This is a genomic window from Saccharothrix isguenensis (assembly GCF_052936305.1).
Map to the genome: position 1 here is coordinate 1,839,967 of NZ_CP193626.1, position 17,021 is coordinate 1,856,987.

At 71.8% G+C, this 17,021-nt stretch carries 17 protein-coding genes; 13 read left to right on the top strand and 4 right to left on the bottom strand.

Annotation, left to right across the window (positions count from 1 at the left end; all coding sequences use genetic code 11):
* The first annotated feature begins 52 nt into the window (after positions 1–52).
* Both ACRAKI_RS08930 and ACRAKI_RS08935 read left to right on the top strand, forming a co-directional pair.
* Entirely contained in the window at positions 53–295 is a 243-nt protein-coding gene (locus ACRAKI_RS08930) for a DUF3040 domain-containing protein (protein WP_447006579.1), read from the top strand.
* Positions 296–437: 142 nt separating this feature from the next.
* Positions 438–2,075, top strand: coding sequence for an ABC-F family ATP-binding cassette domain-containing protein (locus ACRAKI_RS08935; protein WP_447006580.1), 1,638 nt, complete (start codon positions 438–440; stop codon positions 2,073–2,075).
* Positions 2,076–2,166: 91 nt separating this feature from the next.
* On the opposite strand, the gene ACRAKI_RS08940 is transcribed toward ACRAKI_RS08935, so the two are convergent.
* Entirely contained in the window at positions 2,167–2,871 is a 705-nt protein-coding gene (locus ACRAKI_RS08940) for a histidine phosphatase family protein (RefSeq protein ID WP_447006581.1), read from the bottom strand.
* Between the two features lie 73 nt (positions 2,872–2,944).
* Between ACRAKI_RS08940 and ACRAKI_RS08945 the strand changes: the two genes are divergently transcribed.
* Complete coding sequence (locus ACRAKI_RS08945; protein WP_447006582.1) at positions 2,945–3,580, top strand: hypothetical protein; 636 nt, start codon at positions 2,945–2,947, stop codon at positions 3,578–3,580.
* Here ACRAKI_RS08945 and ACRAKI_RS08950 read toward each other — a convergent pair.
* Both ACRAKI_RS08950 and rocD read right to left on the bottom strand, forming a co-directional pair.
* Positions 3,546–4,919, bottom strand: a complete 1,374-nt coding sequence (locus ACRAKI_RS08950; RefSeq protein ID WP_447006583.1) for a DUF2252 domain-containing protein — start codon at positions 4,917–4,919, stop codon at positions 3,546–3,548. The two genes, ACRAKI_RS08945 and ACRAKI_RS08950, sit on opposite strands and share 35 nt — an antisense overlap.
* Positions 4,920–5,006: 87 nt before the next feature.
* The gene (gene rocD / locus ACRAKI_RS08955) at positions 5,007–6,254 is read right to left on the bottom strand and encodes an ornithine--oxo-acid transaminase (RefSeq protein ID WP_447006584.1); all 1,248 of its coding nucleotides are present in this window, start codon (positions 6,252–6,254) and stop codon (positions 5,007–5,009) included.
* 142 nt (positions 6,255–6,396) lie between these two features.
* Between rocD and ACRAKI_RS08960 the strand changes: the two genes are divergently transcribed.
* From ACRAKI_RS08960 to ACRAKI_RS08990, 7 genes are all read left to right on the top strand, one after another.
* Positions 6,397–7,266, top strand: a complete 870-nt coding sequence (locus ACRAKI_RS08960; RefSeq protein ID WP_447006585.1) for a PPK2 family polyphosphate kinase — start codon at positions 6,397–6,399, stop codon at positions 7,264–7,266.
* A 144-nt stretch (positions 7,267–7,410) separates the two neighbouring features.
* Complete coding sequence (locus ACRAKI_RS08965) at positions 7,411–8,490, top strand: lactonase family protein (protein ID WP_447006586.1); 1,080 nt, start codon at positions 7,411–7,413, stop codon at positions 8,488–8,490.
* 117 nt (positions 8,491–8,607) lie between these two features.
* Positions 8,608–9,348, top strand: a complete 741-nt coding sequence (locus tag ACRAKI_RS08970; protein ID WP_447006587.1) for an SGNH/GDSL hydrolase family protein — start codon at positions 8,608–8,610, stop codon at positions 9,346–9,348.
* Positions 9,349–9,383: 35 nt separating this feature from the next.
* Positions 9,384–9,599: a hypothetical protein gene (locus ACRAKI_RS08975; RefSeq protein WP_447006588.1), complete on the top strand. Its 216-nt coding sequence runs from the start codon at positions 9,384–9,386 to the stop codon at positions 9,597–9,599.
* A gap of 17 nt (positions 9,600–9,616) precedes the next feature.
* Positions 9,617–10,411 (top strand): HipA family kinase, encoded by a 795-nt coding sequence (locus tag ACRAKI_RS08980; RefSeq protein ID WP_447006589.1) that lies wholly within the window; start codon positions 9,617–9,619, stop codon positions 10,409–10,411.
* Entirely contained in the window at positions 10,395–10,784 is a 390-nt protein-coding gene (locus ACRAKI_RS08985; RefSeq protein ID WP_447006590.1) for a DUF3037 domain-containing protein, read from the top strand. Before ACRAKI_RS08980 ends, ACRAKI_RS08985 begins: the two co-directional genes overlap by 17 nt.
* 263 nt (positions 10,785–11,047) lie before the next feature.
* A complete protein-coding gene (locus tag ACRAKI_RS08990; protein ID WP_447006591.1) occupies positions 11,048–12,010 on the top strand; it encodes an LCP family protein in 963 nt (320 codons plus the stop codon).
* 140 nt (positions 12,011–12,150) lie between these two features.
* Here ACRAKI_RS08990 and ACRAKI_RS08995 read toward each other — a convergent pair whose 3' ends face one another.
* Positions 12,151–12,612: a hypothetical protein gene (locus ACRAKI_RS08995; protein WP_447006592.1), complete on the bottom strand. Its 462-nt coding sequence runs from the start codon at positions 12,610–12,612 to the stop codon at positions 12,151–12,153.
* 195 nt (positions 12,613–12,807) lie between these two features.
* On the opposite strand from ACRAKI_RS08995, the gene ACRAKI_RS09000 reads away from it, so the two are divergent.
* Genes ACRAKI_RS09000 through ACRAKI_RS09010 form a run of 3 tightly spaced genes read left to right on the top strand, consistent with a single transcriptional unit; the run spans position 12,808 to position 16,824 of the window.
* Complete coding sequence (locus tag ACRAKI_RS09000) at positions 12,808–13,575, top strand: 3-hydroxybutyrate dehydrogenase (protein ID WP_447006593.1); 768 nt, start codon at positions 12,808–12,810, stop codon at positions 13,573–13,575.
* A gap of 38 nt (positions 13,576–13,613) precedes the next feature.
* Positions 13,614–14,966, top strand: coding sequence for an MFS transporter (locus ACRAKI_RS09005; protein ID WP_447006594.1), 1,353 nt, complete (start codon positions 13,614–13,616; stop codon positions 14,964–14,966).
* A 4-nt stretch (positions 14,967–14,970) separates the two neighbouring features.
* Positions 14,971–16,824 carry a helix-turn-helix domain-containing protein gene (locus ACRAKI_RS09010; protein WP_447006595.1) on the top strand — a complete coding sequence of 618 codons (1,854 nt, stop codon included), beginning with the start codon at positions 14,971–14,973 and terminating at the stop codon, positions 16,822–16,824.
* The last annotated feature ends 197 nt before the right edge of the window (positions 16,825–17,021 follow it).

Sequence of the window (17,021 nt, forward strand, 5' to 3'; positions counted from 1 at the left end):
CCCCGCTCAGCGGTGGTTTTGCCGATGGGGCGCCGGGTATCCCACCGCCGTGATGAGCGAAGCGGAACGCCGCACCCTGAGTGAGATCGAGAGCAGACTCGCGGACGAAGAGCCGGGCCTGGCCTCGGCGCTCGTCGCCGGCAAACCTCGGCACCCGGTGCTCAGCTACGCGCTCGTGGCGACGTTCACCGTCCTGGGCGTGCTGCTGCTGTTCCTCGGGGCGTTCGGTCCGGCCCTGGCCTCGTTGGGGTTCGGCGCGGTCCTCCTGCTGATGCGCGGTTTCACCTGGCGCTGAGCGGCTCCCCGGTCGCCCGCGTTCGGTCCAGCCGAGCCGCGTGGCGATGGTGCGCGCCTGCCCTCCGCGCGATGCCCTCCGCGCAATGCCTTCCGTCACACCTTCCGGATGAGGCCAAATCCGCTGGCCACCGGACCTCGTCATGGCCGACCATGCGCGGGTGGGATTCCTGGACGCGAACGGCCTCGCCTTCCGACTGCCCGACGGACGCGAGCTGTTCCGCGACGTGTCGTTCAAGGTCGGCACCAACAGCGTGGTCGCGCTGGTCGGCGCCAACGGCGTCGGCAAGACGACCCTCCTCCGCATCCTCTCGAACGAGCTGGTGCCCACCGCGGGCAGTGTCCGCGTGCAGGGCGGCCTGGGCGTGATGCCGCAGTTCGTCGGCTCCGTCCGGGACGAGAGCACCGTCCGCGACCTGCTGCTGGCCGCGTCACCCGCGCCGCTGCGGGCCGCCGCCGAGGCGCTGGACGCGGTCGAGCTCCAGCTCATGGAGACCGACGACGAGCCCGCCCAGATGCGGTACGCCGACGCCATCACCGTGTGGGGCGAGGTCGGCGGGTACGACGCCGAGGTCCTGTGGGACACCGTGACCGTCGCCGCCCTGGGCGTGCCGTTCGACCGGGCCCGGTTCCGCGAGGTGCGCACGCTCTCCGGCGGCGAGCAGAAGCGCCTGGTGCTCGAAGCGCTGCTGCGCGGACCGGAGCAGGTGCTGCTGCTCGACGAGCCGGACAACTACCTGGACGTGCCGGGCAAGCGGTGGCTGGAGGACCGGCTCCGCGAGACCGGCAAGGCCGTCCTGCTGGTCAGCCACGACCGGGAACTCCTCGACGTCGCCGCGACGCACGTGGTCACGGTGGAGGCGCACTCGGCGTGGACGCACCCCGGCTCGTTCGGCACCTGGCACGCCGCCCGCGCGGCCCGGATCGAACGCCTCGCCGAGCTGCACCGCCGCTGGAACGAGGAGCACGACCACCTCAAGGAACTGGTCCGCACGCTCCAGATCCAGGCCCGGATCAGCGAGGTGATGGCGGCCAAGTACCGGGTGATGCGGGCCAAGCTGGAGAAGTTCGAGGAGGCCGGCCCGCCGCCGGAGCTGCCGACGGACGAGAAGGTGACGCCCCGGCTGCGCGGCGGGCGCACCGGCGTGCGGGCGATCACCGTGCAGAACCTCGAGCTGACCGGCCTGATGAAGCCGTTCGACGTGGAGGTCTTCTTCGAGAACCGGGTGGCGGTGCTGGGCTCCAACGGGTCGGGCAAGAGCCACTTCCTGCGGCTGCTCGGCGGCGGGGACGTCGCCCACACCGGCGTGTGCCGCCTCGGCGCGCGAGTGGTGCCGGGTCTGTTCGCGCAGACCCACCAGCACCCGGAGTGGATCGGCCGCACGCTGGTCGACATCCTGTGGCACGGCTCGGACGGCCGCGCGGGACGGGACCGGGGCGCGGCGATGGCCGTGCTCAGCCGTTACGGCCTGGGCAAGCAGGGTGACCAGCGGTTCGAGACGCTGTCCGGCGGGCAGCAGGCGCGGTTCCAGGTGCTGCTGCTGGAACTGTCCGGCGCGACGCTGCTGCTGCTGGACGAGCCGACCGACAACCTCGACCTGAACTCGGCCGAGGCGTTGCAGGACGCGCTGGAGGGGTTCACCGGGACGGTCGTGGCCGTCACGCACGACCGCTGGTTCGCGCGCGGGTTCGACCGGTTCCTGCTGTTCCGGTCGGACGGCGAGGTGGTCGAGGTGAACGAGCCGGTGTGGGACGAGACGCGGGTCAAGCGGGCGCGGTAACCATGGCTGCCGAACGCGAACGCTGTGCGGGTTCCGGCCAGGCAGACGGTCCACGCGACGGCGCACGCGGCGGCCGTCGCGGCCTGGCGGTTCAGGCCGTCCGGGTCGCGACGTCCTCGGACTTCGTCGGCTCGGCGCCCTCCTCGACCAGGTGACCGGTCTCGGACTCGGACTCCAGCACCCACAGCCCGTCCTCGCGCCGCCACGACGTGAGCGAGCCGTTGGGCACGACCGTGTTCCGCGCGAACGCCGTCAGGTCGCGCTCCGGCAGGCCCTCCAGCAGGTAGCGCAGCAGGAACGCGGTGATCTCGTGCCCGAACAGCAGCACCCGCCGCCCGTCCACGTCCCGCAGCAGCGACCGCAGCCGCAACGCCACGTCCGCCCACGACTCGCCGCCCGGCGGCCGGTAGTAGAACTTGCCGAGCCGCCGCTCGCGGGCCGGTTCCTCCGGGTAGCGCCGGGCCACGCCGTGCTTGGTCAGCACGTCGAACACGCCCAGCTCGCGGTCGCGCAGGCGTTCGTCCACCCGGCTCCGGGGATGGCCGGGCAGGGCGTGGTGAGCGGTGTCGAGGGCGCGCAGGTAGGGCGAGCACACCACCACGTCCGGCCACTGCTCGCGCGGCATGGCGGCGAACCACCGGCCCAGCGCCCGGCCCTGCCGCTCGCCTTCGGCGGACAGCGGCACGTCCGCGTCGCGCTCCGGCAGGTCGACCACCTCGTGACCGGCCGCCTCCACGGCCTCCCACGCCACGTTGCCGCTGCTCTCGCAGTGCCTGATCAGCCCGATCCACTCCACACGGGCCAACCTAGCGGCACCGTCCCGCACCGGCATTCCCTGGCGTTCACCCCGGCGCGGTAGAACTCCGGTCGTGGACGACGTGGACGCGTACTGCGAACGCCTGGCACCCGGTCTCTGGGCCGAACCGCTCAACGCGGTGAGCAACGCGGCCTTCCTGGTCGCGGCGGCCGTGCTGTGGTGGCGCCACCGCCCGCAGTCGAAGAGCCTGCGGGCGCTGCCGGTGCTGCTCGCCCTGGTCGGGCTGGGCAGCCTGAGCTTCCACACGGTGGCCGACACGCTCACCAACCTGTTCGACGTCGGCTTCATCGCGGTCTACGTGATCTGGTACCTGATCGTGTTCGCGCACCACTACCTGGGCCTCCGGTGGGCGTTCGCCTGGCTGGCCGCGCCCGCGTTCGTCCTGTTCGCGGTCGCCACGGCGCCGGTCGGCTCGATGGTCCCCGGCGGCTCGGGCATCTACCTGGCGCCGTTCCTGGCCCTGCTGGCGGTCACGGTGGTCGCCGTGGTCCGCGGGATGCCGTGGCACGACCTCGCGTCGGCCGCCGCCGTGTTCCTGGTGTCGGTGACCCTGCGGACGCTCGACCAGCCCCTGTGCGAGGCCTGGCCGAGCGGCACGCACTACTTCTGGCACGTGCTGAACGCGGTGGTGCTGTTCCTGGTGGCCAGGCAGGTCATCGGACTTCGGCGGCCAGCCGTCCGGACCTGACGGCCTTGGCCAGCGCCTCGTGGTCGGCGGCGGTCCGGTCGGCGTAGTCGCGCGCGAACCGGGCGATCGCCTCGTCCAGCTCCTCGCCGTCCTCGCAATACCCGGCGAGCAGCCGCGGGTCCACCGAGCGGCTGTGCGCGCGGGCCAGCAGCGCGCCCGCGAGCCGGCCGTAGTCGTCCAGGGCGTCCTGCTTCAACGCGGTCGCGTCGATCTCGCCCTTGCGGTTGCGGAACTGCCGGACGATGTAGGGCCGCCCTTCGATCGTGGTCCAGCCGAGCAGGATGTCCGTCTCCGCTTGCACGAGCCGGGCCCCGTGCACGATCCGCTTGCCCTCGTGCTTCACGGGAGGCGAGTCGAGGAACGGGGCCAGCGCCGACGGCCGCGCCTCCTTCGCCTGCAGCACCAGCGCCTCCGCACCGTTGCCGTGCAACAGGACCAGGTAGTTGCGCCAGCCCACGCTGCCCGTGCCGACCACCCGGAACGCCACGTCGGACACGCTGTAGCGCATGATCAGGTTGTACCGGGACTCGCGCAGGGTGTCCACGTAGGACGGAAGTGCGTCCACCACGTCTTGCGCGGTGGACTCGGAGATCCGGGTCAGCACCGGGGGATCGGCGACGAACCGGATGTGCTCGCCCTCGCGCCGGGTCCACTTCGCCGCCACCCGCGCGCTGGTGTTCTTGCGCGCCTTCGACGCCGCCTTGCTGAAGTTGTCCACCAGGTCGTCGGCCTTGGACTTGCTCAGCACCGACTCGTCGCCCAGCGCGCTCCACGACTCCATGAACGGAATCTCGGCCAGGTGGCGCGCCGCGCCCCGATAGGCGCGCACCGCGTCGGACGCGGCGTCCCAGCAGCCCTTCTCGGACACGCCTCCCTCCCGCCCGGCCAGCACCAGCGACGTCGCCAGCCGCTTCAGGTCCCACTCCCACGGGCCGGGCAGCGTCTCGTCGAAGTCGTTGACGTCCATCACGATCTCGCCCTCGGGCGTGCCGTAGAGGCCGAAGTTCGCCGCGTGCGCGTCACCGCACAGCTGCGCCTCCAGCCCGCTGCGCGCGCCGACGGCCAGGTCGCCCGCCATCAGCCCGGCGCTGCCCCGGAAGAAGGCGAACGGCGAGGCCAGCATCCGGCCGACCCGCAACGGCACGAGCTCCGGCAGCCTGCCCTCGCTGGACGCGTCCACGAACTCGGGCACGGCCGGCCGGTCCGGTGCGAGCGGCATCCGGCGGTGCGCCTCGTGGCCCACCGCCGCCCGCAACTCGCGACCGCGCGCCAGGACGTCCTCGGGTTCGACCCACTGTCCCAGCGCGACGGCCGCTTGAGCCCGCTTGAGTTCTCCCATGGGGTAATGATGGGTGGCGAGGCCGCCGGACACACCGACCTCGACACGTCTGTGACCTGCGAGCACGCAGGACCTACCGGAGGCAGGTCAATCGGACACCGTGCTCAACACCTCGCCGATGGCGTCGACGCCGCGGTCCAGCTCCGCGCGCGTGATCACCAGCGGGGGAGCGACGCGCAGGGTCGTGTCCTGGGTCTCCTTGCACAGCACGCCCAGTCCGGCCAGCGCCTCCGACGCCTCACGCCCGCGCGGTCCGCCGGGCGCGATCTCGACGCCCGCCCACAGGCCGCGCCCGCGCACCTCGGCCACACCGCGCCCGATCAGCTCGCCGAGCCGCGCGTGCAGGTGGTCACCCAGCTCACGGGACCTCTGCTGGAACTCGCCGGTCGCCAGCAGTCGCACCACGGCCCGGCCGACCGCGCAGGCCAGCGGGTTCCCGCCGAACGTCGACCCGTGCTCACCGGGCCGCAGCACGCCCAGCACCGCTCGGCTGCCGACCACCGCCGACACCGGCAGGATGCCGCCGCCCAGCGCCTTGCCCAGCGTGTACAGGTCGGCGCGCACGCCCTCGTGGTCCAGCGCCAGCAGGTCGCCGGTGCGGCCCAGACCGGACTGGATCTCGTCCGCGATCAGCAGCACGTCGTGCTCGTCGCACAGCGCCCGCGCGCCCGCCAGGTACCCCGCCGGCGGCACGACCACGCCGGCCTCGCCCTGGATCGGCTCCAGCAGCACGGCCGCCGTCCGATCCGTGATCGCGTCGCGCAGCGCGTCCAGCGACCCGTACTCCACGACCTTGAACCCCGGCGTGAACGGGCCGAAGTCGTCGCGGGCGGTGTCGTCGGTGGAGAACGAGACGATCGTGGTGGTGCGGCCGTGGAAGTTCGACCCGGCGACCACGATCTCGGCGGTGCCGGACGGCACGCCCTTCACCTGGTAGGCCCACTTGCGGGCCACCTTGATCGCCGACTCGACGGCCTCCGCGCCGGAGTTCATCGCCAGCACCATCTCGGTGCCGGTCAGCTCCGCCAGCTCGCGGCAGAACAGGCCGAACTGGTCGTGGTGGAACGCGCGGCTGGTCAGCGTGACGCGGCCCAGCTGCTCGACCGCGGCGGCGACCAGGTCCGGGTGGCGGTGGCCGAAGTTGAGCGAGGAGTAGCCGGACAGGAAGTCCAGGTACCGCCGGCCCTCAACGTCGGTGACCCACGCGCCCTCGCCGTGCGAGATCACGATCGGCAGCGGGTGGTAGTTGTGCGTGCTCCACTCCTCGTCGAGCGCGATGAACTGCCGGGAGGTCGGAGCGGCGTGCCCTGCGGTGAACGGAGCCGTGGCGGTCATGTCACCAGGCTAGGGGGCTTGTGCCAGCGATTTCATCCGCCAGGTGTTGCGCGTCCGCCGTCTTCATTGCGCAAATTGCCCATCGTGGCGGCGATCTGTTGCGCAGCGGGTGAAGCCATGATCGCCCGGCTACCCTCCGACGATGGTGAAGAAGTCCCCGCAGGTTGAGTCGGTGTCCGAGGCCTTCCGAGTGCGCCCGGAGGACTTCGACCTGGCGAAGGTCGATCCGGCCGCCACGCCGGTCGGCCCGCAGTCGAAGGCCGAGGCCGCCGAGGAGATGCCGCAGATCGGAGAGGAGCTGGACGGGCTCCAGGAGGCGTTGTACGCCGAGGGCACGGGTGGCAGCCACCGGAGGGTGTTGCTGGTGCTCCAGGGCATGGACACCTCCGGCAAGGGCGGCACGATCCGGCACGTCGCCGGCCTGGTCAACCCGCAGGGCCTGCACATCTCCTCGTTCAAGAAGCCGACCCGCACCGAGCTGCGGCACGACTTCCTGTGGCGCGTGCGCCGCCAGGTCCCGCTGCCCGGCTACATCGGCGTGTTCGACCGCTCGCACTACGAGGACGTGCTGATCGCGAGGGTGGACAACCTCGTGCCGTCGACCGAGTGGCGCCGCCGGTACCGGCAGATCAACGCGTTCGAGGCCGAGCTGGCCGCCGAGGGCGTCACGATGGTCAAGTGCTTCCTGCACATCTCGCCGGAACGGCAGCGGGAACGGCTCCTGGCCCGGCTGGAGGACCCGCTGAAGCGGTGGAAGTACAACCCGGCCGACCTGGAGGTGCGAGCCAAGTTCTCCCGGTACCAGCTCGCCTACCAGGACGCGCTGGTCAAGTGCTCGACGCCGACCGCGCCGTGGTTCACCGTGCCGTCGGACCGCAAGTGGTACCGGAACTGGGTGGTGGCCCGGCTGCTCCTGGAGGCCCTGCGCGACCTCACGCCCAGCTACCCGCAGCCCTCGTACGATCCGGTGGTCGAGTTGGCACGGCTCCGGGAGTCCGACCCGTTGCGCTGAACGCAATCTTCGTTGCGCCTATTGCTTGTTCGCGGTGGTCCACGCCACTGTGGGACTCGCCGCGGGCGGTCTGAGCGGAGGTTCGCTGTGGGTGTGGACAGGCGTCGGTTCCTGGGGGCCGTTGGTGTGGGAGCGGGGTTGTTGATGACCGAGGGTGCCGCCCGAGCGGATCGGCCGGAGCACGGGTCCAGGGCGGAGGTCCCCGTCTACCTGGGCACCTACACGTCGTGGGAGGGCGGTGGCACGGGCATCGGGCTGGGCGTCTACGACGGCGCGACCGGGCGGCTGCGGGCCACCGGCGTGGTGGAGGGCGTGCCGAACCCGTCGTTCGTGATCGCCGAGGGCCGCCGGCTGTACGCAGTCAACGAGCAGTCCGACGGTGCGGTGACGGCGCTGGAGGTCGGCGCGGACGGCGTGCCGAAGGTGATCAACAGCCAGAGCACCGGCGGCGCCGACCCGTGCCACCTGGCGTTGCACCGCGGGTTCCTGCTGGCGGCGAACTACAGCTCGGGCAGCGTGTCCGTGCACCCCGTGCGGCGTGACGGCGGGCTGGGCGAGCGCACCGACCTCGTCGTGCACGAGGGCGCGGGGCCTGACCCGGACCGGCAGGAAGGGCCGCACGCGCACCAGGTGGTGCCCGACCCGACCGGCGAGTTCGTGCTGGCGGTCGACCTGGGCGCCGACTCGGTCTTCAGCTACCGGCTGGGCGACGACGGCAGGCTGACGTCCGTCGGGTCGGCCCGGCTGCACGCCGGGGCGGGGCCGCGGCACCTGGCGTTCCACCCGTCCGGGAAGTACGCGTACATCGCCAACGAGTTGGACTCCACGATCGTCGTGGCGGCCTACGACCGCGGGGTGCTCACGCCCGGCCCGAAGGTGAGCACGCTGCCCGCCGGCGCGCCGACCACGCCGCGCAACTACCCGGCCGGGATCCTGGTGTCGCCGGACGGCCGGAACGCGTACCTGTCCAACCGGGGCCACGACAGCGTGGCGGTGTTCGCGGTGGAACGCGGCGGCGCGGAGCTGCGGTTGGTCGAGACCACGCCGGTGGGCGGCCGGTTCCCCCGGCACATCACGCTCGACGGGTCCGGCCGGTTCCTGCTCGCGGCGAACCAGAACTCGAACAACATCACCACGTTCGCGGTGCACCGCTCCACCGGGACGCTGCGCCAGGTCGCCACCTTCGACTCTCCGATCGCGGTCTGCGTCGCGTTCAAGGGATGAGCCCCTGAAGGGATGGGCGCTGAAGGGTGAGGCGTCGAGGGCAAGACACTGAAGGGTTAAACCCCGACGGGTCAACTTTCACCGATCGCACTGTCCACAGTGGTACGCCATTGGGTCATGAACATGATCGCGATCGCCATGGTGATGGCCCTGACCCCCGCCCCGGCCGCGCCGGAGCTCGTCGCGCTGGGTGACTCCTACGCGGCGGGCACCGGCGCCGGCAACGAGGCTGCCGACTCGTGCCGGCAGAGCCCGCACGCCTTCCCGAAGCTGTGGGCCGAACGCAACCGCGCGTCGGTGGTGCTGGCCGCCTGCGCGGGCGCGCGCACGGCGGACGTGGCGCGGCAGGCCGAGCGCATCAAGCCGTCGACCACGCTGGTCACCATCACGGCCGGCGGCAACGACGCCGGGTTCGCGGAGGTCATGACGACCTGCACGTCGGGCGGCGACGACGAGTGCGTGCAGCGGGTCGCCACGGCGGAGCGGTTCATCCGCGACGAGCTGCCCGGCCGACTGGACGAGCTGTACGGCGAGGTGGACGAGCGGACGTCGGCCAAGGTGGTCGTGCTGGGCTACCCGCGGCTGTTCTCGTACGAGACGTGGTGCCTGATGAGCGAGCCGAAGCGGCAGGCGGTCAACCGGGCGGCCGACCTGATGGCCGACGTCACCGCGGCGCGGGCGCACGCGGTCGGGTTCGGGTTCGCCGACGTGCGGCAGGCGTTCGACCGGCACGGCGTGTGCTCCGACGACCCGTGGATGAACGGCCTGGTGCTGATCCCCATCGACCGGTCGTACCACCCGAACCGGGCCGGTCACGAACACGGCTACCTCCCGGCCTTGACCGCGGCGGCTTCGTAGGGGCACGAACTCACCGCTCGCGGGTTCGCCCGGCGATGGCTGCGTCGGGCGACCCGACCCGGCGGCTGACCTCCGAACGGCTCGCCACCGGGTCTCTCGCGGTCGGCGACCCTGCCGCCGGTGGTTTCGAGCGCGGCTCCGGGCAGCTCGGGGACCGGGTCGCGGGCGGGTGGGGCGACGGCCGGGCCGGTCCACGACGGCCGCGCACCCGGTCGGGGGCGGCGTTATCGGTTGGCGTCGGCGGCGGCTGATTGACCATGATGCCCGGGTGAAACCCACCGACGGGCTGCGCCAGGTCGCCGCCACCCGCTACGTCACGCCCTTCCGGGAGGGCGGTTCCCTGCCGGGGCTGGTCGAAGCCGACGACCTCGGCATGTACGTGGTCAAGTTCCGCGGCGCCGGCCAGGGCGTGAAGGCGCTGATCGCCGAGATCGTGGTCGGCGAACTGGCCCGCCGCCTCGGCTTCCGGGTGCCCGAGCTGGTCCTGGTCGAGCTGGACCCGGAACTGGGCCGGTCGGAGCCGGACCAGGAGGTGCAGGAGCTGCTGAAGGCCAGCGGCGGGCTCAACCTGGGGCTGGACTACCTGCCCGGCTCGTTCGACTACAACCCGGTGGTGCGCGAGCCCGGGGCCGACCTCGCCACCCGGCTGCTGTGGCTCGACGCGCTCACGCTGAACGTGGACCGCAGCTGGCGCAACCCGAACACGCTGTTGTGGCACCGGGAGCTGTGGCTGATCGACCACGGCGCGTCCCTGTACTTCCACCACTCCTGGCGGCCGGACCGGTTCCCGGCGGCGACGTACCGGTTCGACGCGGCCGACCACCTGATGCTGCCGTTCGCGGACGGCCTGGCCGAGGTGGACGCCGAGCTGACCGCCCTCGTCACGCCCGCGCTGGTGCGCGAGGTGCTGGCGCTGGTGCCGGACCCGTGGCTGGAGCAGGACGAGACGTTCGGCACCCCGCAGGCCGTGCGCGAGGCGTACGAGTCGTTCTTCACCGCCCGCCTGGCCGCGCCGCGGACGTGGGTCGACGCACTGGAGGCCGCTCGTGCCGCACGTGTTTGAGTACGCCGTGCTGCGCGCCGTGCCGCGGCAGGAGCGTGGCGAGTGCGTCAACGTCGGGGTGCTGGTCTACTGCTCGGCGCTGGACTTCCTCGGCGCCCGCGTGCACGTGGACGAGCGGCGTTTGCTGGCGCTGGACCCGTTCCTGGACGTGGAGGTGCTGCGGGCCAGCCTGGAGCACCTGGGGCTGTCGTGCGACGGCGCGGCCAAGGCCGGCCCGGTGTCGCGCACGTCGCCCGGACAGCGGTTCCGGTGGCTGACCGCCCCGCGCAGCACGATCATCCAGACCTCGCCCGCGCACACCGGCCTGACCGACGACCCGGAGGCCGAGCTGGACCGCCTGCTGGCCGCCCTCGTGCTGCCACCCGAGCACTAGGGTGGCAACCTCTCGGAGCGCACCGCGTCCTTAGGTGCGAGCAGTGACCGACACACGGACGGGGTCGCTTGATGAGCGCCGGGTACCAGCAGGGCGGGTATCAGCAGGGTGGGCAGCCGCGGCAGCGCGGTCCCCAGCAGCGTGGTCCCCGACAGGGTGGTGGTGGCCGGGGCGGCTACCAACAAGGCGGGTACCCCCAAGCCGGGTACCAGCGAGGCGGTCCCCATCAGCAGGCCGCGTACCGACAGGCTGGAGGACGTCCGGTGCCCAAGCGCCGCAAGCCGAGGTTCGGGCGGATCGTCGCCGTCGTCCTGGTGCTGCTGCTGGCCTTCTCGATCGGCATGTGGGTCTACGTCGACTCGTCGTTGCGCCGGATCGACGCGCTGGCCGACTACCCGGACCGGCCGGCCGACACACCGGGCACCAACTGGCTGCTCGTCGGGTCGGACGCGCGCGACGACCTGAGCGAGGAGCAGAAGGCCACGCTGTCCACAGGTGACGCGGGCGGTCGCCGCACGGACACCATCATGCTGCTGCACATCCCGGAGGGCTCCGGGAAGTCCACTTTGGTCAGCATCCCCCGGGACTCCTACGTGGGCATCCCGGGCAACGGCCAGAACAAGATCAACGCGGCGTTCGCGTTCGGCGGCCCGTCCTTGTTGGTGCAGACCGTCGAGGGCGCCACGGGTATCCACATCGACCACTACATGGAGATCGGCTTCGGCGGCTTCGCCGGGATCGTGGACGCGATCGGCGGCGTGGACATGTGCATCGACGCGCCGATGCAGGACCCGTTGGCGGGCCTCGACCTCCAGCCGGGCTGCCAGGAGCTGGACGGCGCGCAGGCGCTGGGCTTCGTCCGGTCGCGGGCGTTCGCCACGGCCGACTTGCAGCGGGTGGAGAACCAACGCAAGTTCCTCGCGGCGCTGTCGGAGAAGGCGACGAGCTTCGGCACGCTGGCCAACCCGTTCCGCGCCTTCCCGCTGCTGTTCGCGAGCACCGACTCGATCTCGGTGAACTCCGACGACCACCTGCACCACCTGGCCGGCATGGCGTTCGCCATGGGCGGGGGAGTGGACACGGTCACCGTGCCGGTGGGCGGCACGCCGACCGTGCCGGGCGCCGGGTCCGTCGTGAAGTGGGACCAGGAGAAGGCGCTGGCCCTCTTCGGCGCGCTGGAGAAGGACGAACCCGTCCCCGCCGAGCTCTTGCCTCCGGCGAAGTAGCTCCTCACACGCTGATCGCGCGCAGAACGGGCCGCCGGGCTTCACACCCGGCGGCCCGTCCGCGTGAGTCCTACCCGCAACGCGTGAGTCCTACGTTCGGGACACCCGTGTCCTACGTTCCGGACCTCCGAGTCCAACGCTCACGACGCGTCAGCAGTCTGCGGCGTGGCGGTCGGGGCGGGCTCCCGGACGTCCGCGGTGATCTTCTTGAAGACCTGCGTGGCGGCCTGCATGACGACCTGCCTGGTGACCGGTGCGGCCGCCGCCGTCGGTGCGGCCGTGGGCGCTGCGGACGATGCCGCCCCGGGTGCTGCCGCGGGTGCTGCGGTGGGTGTGACGACCCGCTCGACGGCTGCCGCGGGTGCGGCCACCGGCGCGGGTGCCGCCGGTGCTGTCACCGGCGTGCGCGCGACGGCTGCCGTGGGAGTGACGGCTGCCGTGGGTCCGACGACGGGTGCGACGGCCGGTGCGGGTGGGACGTCGGGCGTGTCCGTGGCGGCCTGGACCGCGTCTGCCGCCTGCACTGCCTCGGCGGCCTCGCTGACGAGGATGATCCCCTCGAACTCGCGCAGCAGGTCGTCGTAGATCGGCGTGAGTGACACTTCGTAACCCCCAAGACGTGGTTCGTCCCCCGAACGGGCCAAAGCAGCGTACCTACGGACGCACCGCGGCTTCACCCGGTATTCAACAAATCGATCACCACGACACCGACTGTCGGCTGAACACACCTCCCGCGCACAGGTTGTGGCGACCGCTCACATGGGCGGCGAACCGCAGCTCACCTAGCGTTTCGGGCCATGACGAGTGTTCCCGGTCACAGCGACGACCTGTCCGGTCGTACCGCCCTGGTCACCGGCGCCGGCAGCGGCATCGGCAGGGCGTGTGCGGCGGCCCTCGCGCGCGCCGGGGCGAAAGTGCACCTGGTCGACCGCGACCGCGACTCGGTCACCGAGGCGGCCCGGGAGATCGGCGGCACCGAGCACGTGGTCGACCTCTCCGTCGACGACCCCGCCCGCGACCTGCCCACCGAGGTCGACGTCCTGGTCAACAACGCGGGCCTCCAGCACGTCGCCCCGATCCACGAGTTCCCGCCCGACCGCTTCACGCTCCTCCAGCGGGTCATGGTCACCGCGCCGTTCCTGCTGACCCGGCACGTGCTGCCGCACATGTACCAGCGCGGCTGGGGCCGGGTGGTGAACATCTCCAGCGTCCACGGCCTGCGGGCCAGCGCGTTCAAGGCCGCCTACGTCACCGCGAAGCACGGCCTGGAAGGGCTGAGCAAGGTCATCGCGCTGGAAGGCGCCCCGAACGGCGTCACCAGCAACTGCGTCAGCCCCGGCTACGTGCGCACCCCGCTGGTCGAGAACCAGGTCGCCGACCAGGCCAGGGCGCACGGCATCGAGCCGGACCAGGTGCTGACCGACGTGCTGCTCACCCGGCACGCCATCAAGCAGCTCGTCGAGCCGGATGAGGTGGCGTCCGTCGTGCTGTGGCTGTGCGGCGCGCACTCCGGTCACGTCACCGGCTCGTCGTTCACGATCGACGGCGGCTGGACCGCCCAGTAACCCCTCGTTCCCCCAACCCCAACGAAGTGGTGACCGACATGACCAACGCCGCCCCTCCGCAGCCGAAAGCGTCCTTCAAGAAGGTCGTCATAGGAAGCATGATCGGAACCACCATCGAGTGGTACGACTTCTTCCTCTACGGATCCGCCGCCGCCCTGGTGTTCAACAAGCTGTTCTTCCCCACGGCGAACCCGCTCACCGGCACGCTGCTGGCGTTCTCCACGTACGCGATCGGCTTCCTGGCCCGTCCGCTGGGCGGCCTGGTGTTCGGCCACTACGGCGACAAGCTGGGCCGCAAGAAGCTGCTGGTGCTGAGCCTGGTGCTGATGGGCGCGGCGACGTTCGCGATGGGCCTGCTGCCCACGTACGCCACGATCGGGTTCGTCGCACCGCTGCTGTTGACGTTGCTGCGCCTGGTCCAGGGCTTCGCGCTGGGCGGCGAGTGGGGCGGCGCGGTGCTCATCGTGTCCGAGCACGGCAGCGCGAAACGACGTGGGTTCTGGGCTTCCTGGCCGCAGGCGGGCGCACCGGCGGGCAACCTGCTGGCCACGGCGGTGCTCGCGATCCTGGCGGCCGTGCAGACGGACGAGGCGTTCCTGTCGTGGGGTTGGCGGGTGCCGTTCCTGCTGTCCGGCGTGCTGGTCCTGATCGGACTGTGGATCCGGCTGAGCGTGTCCGAGTCGCCGGTGTTCCTCGAGGCGCAGCGGAAGTTGGAGCAGCAGAAGGCGGCGGCGGGCGCGGTCAAGGAGAAGGCGCCGATCGTGACCGTCATGCGGCACAACTGGCGCGAGGTGCTGATCGCGATGGGCGCCCGGATGGCGGAGAACGTGTCGTACTACGTGATCACCGCGTTCATCCTGGTGTACATCACGTCGGAACTGGACATGTCGCGCTCAGCCGGGCTGAACGCGGTGCTCATCGCCTCGGCCGTGCACCTGGTGACGATCCCGATGTGGGGCGCGCTGTCCGACGTGATCGGCCGCCGCACCACCTACCTGATCGGCGCGGTCGGCATCGCCGTGTGGATGTTCGTGTTCTTCGCGCTGCTGGACACCAAGTCGTTCTTCCCGATGACCTTGGCCGTCACCGTCGGCCTCGTGCTGCACGGAGCGATGTACGGGCCGCAGGCGGCGTTCTTCTCCGAGCTGTTCGGCACGAAGGTCCGCTACTCGGGCGCGTCCATCGGCTACCAGCTCGCGTCGATCGCGGCCGGCGCCGTGGCCCCGCTCATCGCCACCGCGCTGCTCGCGGCGTACGACAGCACGCTCCCGGTCATCCTGTACGTGGTCGGGATGTGCGTGCTGACCGTGATCGCGGTGCTGGCGGCGAAGGAGACCAAGGGCACCTCGTTGGACCGGACCGACAACGAGCCGGTGTCGGTGCGAGCATGACGGTATGAGCGAGGCGGACGCGGTGGAGCACCTGCTGGAGTTGCTCGACCTGCTCGCGACCGATGCGGGCAGCGAGCGGCTGGCGGCGGTGCTCCCCGCGGCGCGCGCGGCGGGGCTGCCCGACCGCGAGGTGGACCGGGTCGCCCGCGCCGCGGAGTGGGCGTTGAAGATCCGCCGCACGCTCACCGCGCACCGCCGCCGAGAAACGGAACTGGAAGCGCTGTTCGACACCGCGAACGACCTGGCCGGCGTGCGCGACCCGGACGCCGTGCTGCGGTCCATCGTGCGGCGGGCCCGGCTGCTGCTGGGCGCGGACATCGCCTACCTGAGCATGAACGAGCCCGGCGAGCGCGGCACGTACATGCGGGTCACCGACGGGTCGATCTCCGCGCTGTTCCAGCAGGTCCGGCTGGGCATGGGCGAGGGCCTGGGCGGGCTGGTGGCGCAGACCGCGCAGCCGTACGTGACCGCCGACTACTTCGCCGACGACCGGTTCAACCACACCGGCCCGATCGACTCGGCGGTGCGCGACGAGGGCCTGGTCGCGATCCTGGGCGTGCCGCTGAAGCTGGACCGCCGGGTGATCGGCGTCCTCTACGCGGCCAACCGGTCGCCACGGCAGTTCCCGCCCGACGAAGTGGCACTGCTGTCGTCGCTGGCGGACCACGCGGCCATCGCGTTGGACACCGCGCACCTGCTGGAGGAGACCCGCACGGCGGGCGAGACGATCCGCGCGCACAACGAGGCCATGCGTCGGGCCGAGGAGGCGCACGACCGGCTCACCGACCTGGTGCTGCGCGGTGCGGACGTGCCCGAGGTGGCGGCTGCGGTGGCCAAGGTGCTCGACGGCGGGATCGTCGTGCACGACAACGACGGTGGCGAGCTGGCCCGCATCGGCACGACGCGTGCGCTGGCGCCCCGTGCGGCGGTCAACGCGTCCCGTGCCAGCGGCCGGGCGATCCCGCAGGACGGCACTTGGGTGTGCGCGGTGCTGGCGGGACGTGAGCTGCTGGGCAGCATCACGCTCACCGACCGCCCGGACCTCGGTGACGCGGACCGCAGGCTGTTCGAACGCGCCGGCGTCGTCACCGCACTGCTGCTGCTCCTGCGCCGCACGGTGGCGGAGGCGGAGAACAAGGTGCGCGGTGAGCTGATCACCGACCTGCTGACGTCCGCGGTGGATTCGGTCGCGTTGCGCGCCCGTGCCCGCCGGGTGGGCGTGGAGCTGGCGGCCGACCACGTGGTGCTGGTCGCGGACGGCCCGCGTGACCGGCTCCTGGCAGCCGCCGCCCACCACGCGTCGGCGAGCCGCGGACTGGCGGGCGTGCACGGCGAGCACGTGGTGCTGGTGCTGCCGGGGGCGGACCTGGAGTGCGCGGCGAAGGACGCGGCGAGGGTGCTGGGCAAGGCGGTCGGGCTGCCGGTGACGGTGGGGTCCGGTGGGCCGGCCCACGGCCCCGAGGGGGTGGCCGCCGCGCACGCCGAGGCGGTCCGGTGCCTGAAGGCGTTGCTCCAGCTCGACCGGAAGGGCACCGGCGGGACGTTGGCGGACCTGGGGTTCGTCGGCGTGCTGCTGGGTGACCGGGCCGATGTCGCGGGGTACGTCCGGTCCACCCTCGGGCCGTTGCTGGACTACGACGCGAGCCGTGGCACGGAACTGGTCCGCACGGTGACCGCGTACTTCGCGTGCGGTGCGAACCTCAGCCGGGCGAAGGACGAGCTGCACGTGCACGTGAACACGGTGGTGCAGCGGCTCGACCGGGTGGCGAGCCTGCTGGGGGAGGACTGGCAGTCACCGGAGCGGGTGCTGGAGGTCCAGCTCGCGCTCCGGCTGATGAAGGTGCTGGGGGCCGGCTAGGGGCGTCTGCCCAGGGTGCTGCGGTGTGGGGAGCGCATGTGGCCGCTTGAGCAGGCGTGCGGGTGAACATGGTGCGCGCCGACTCGGGCTCGCCATCGCCCAGCCGGAGGGTGAAGGGACTGTCCCAGTAGAGGAAGGCCCGGTCGTCGGCCGGTGAACGAGATCGTGCCGTGCGCGTTCAGCGGCACGGAGATCGA

Excerpts from the sequence above, each read along its gene's own strand:
- ACRAKI_RS08930 (WP_447006579.1), top strand. The coding sequence starts at position 53 with ATGAGCGAAGCGGAACGCCGCACCCTGAGTGAGATCGAGAGCAGACTC.
- ACRAKI_RS08935 (WP_447006580.1), top strand. The coding sequence starts at position 438 with ATGGCCGACCATGCGCGGGTGGGATTCCTGGACGCGAACGGCCTCGCC.
- ACRAKI_RS08950 (WP_447006583.1), bottom strand. The coding sequence starts at position 4,919 with ATGGGAGAACTCAAGCGGGCTCAAGCGGCCGTCGCGCTGGGACAGTGG.
- rocD (WP_447006584.1), bottom strand. The coding sequence starts at position 6,254 with ATGACCGCCACGGCTCCGTTCACCGCAGGGCACGCCGCTCCGACCTCC.
- ACRAKI_RS08960 (WP_447006585.1), top strand. The coding sequence starts at position 6,397 with ATGGTGAAGAAGTCCCCGCAGGTTGAGTCGGTGTCCGAGGCCTTCCGA.
- ACRAKI_RS08965 (WP_447006586.1), top strand. The coding sequence starts at position 7,411 with ATGACCGAGGGTGCCGCCCGAGCGGATCGGCCGGAGCACGGGTCCAGG.
- ACRAKI_RS08970 (WP_447006587.1), top strand. The coding sequence starts at position 8,608 with ATGAACATGATCGCGATCGCCATGGTGATGGCCCTGACCCCCGCCCCG.
- ACRAKI_RS08975 (WP_447006588.1), top strand. The coding sequence starts at position 9,384 with ATGGCTGCGTCGGGCGACCCGACCCGGCGGCTGACCTCCGAACGGCTC.
- ACRAKI_RS09000 (WP_447006593.1), top strand. The coding sequence starts at position 12,808 with ATGACGAGTGTTCCCGGTCACAGCGACGACCTGTCCGGTCGTACCGCC.
- ACRAKI_RS09005 (WP_447006594.1), top strand. The coding sequence starts at position 13,614 with ATGACCAACGCCGCCCCTCCGCAGCCGAAAGCGTCCTTCAAGAAGGTC.
- ACRAKI_RS09010 (WP_447006595.1), top strand. The coding sequence starts at position 14,971 with ATGAGCGAGGCGGACGCGGTGGAGCACCTGCTGGAGTTGCTCGACCTG.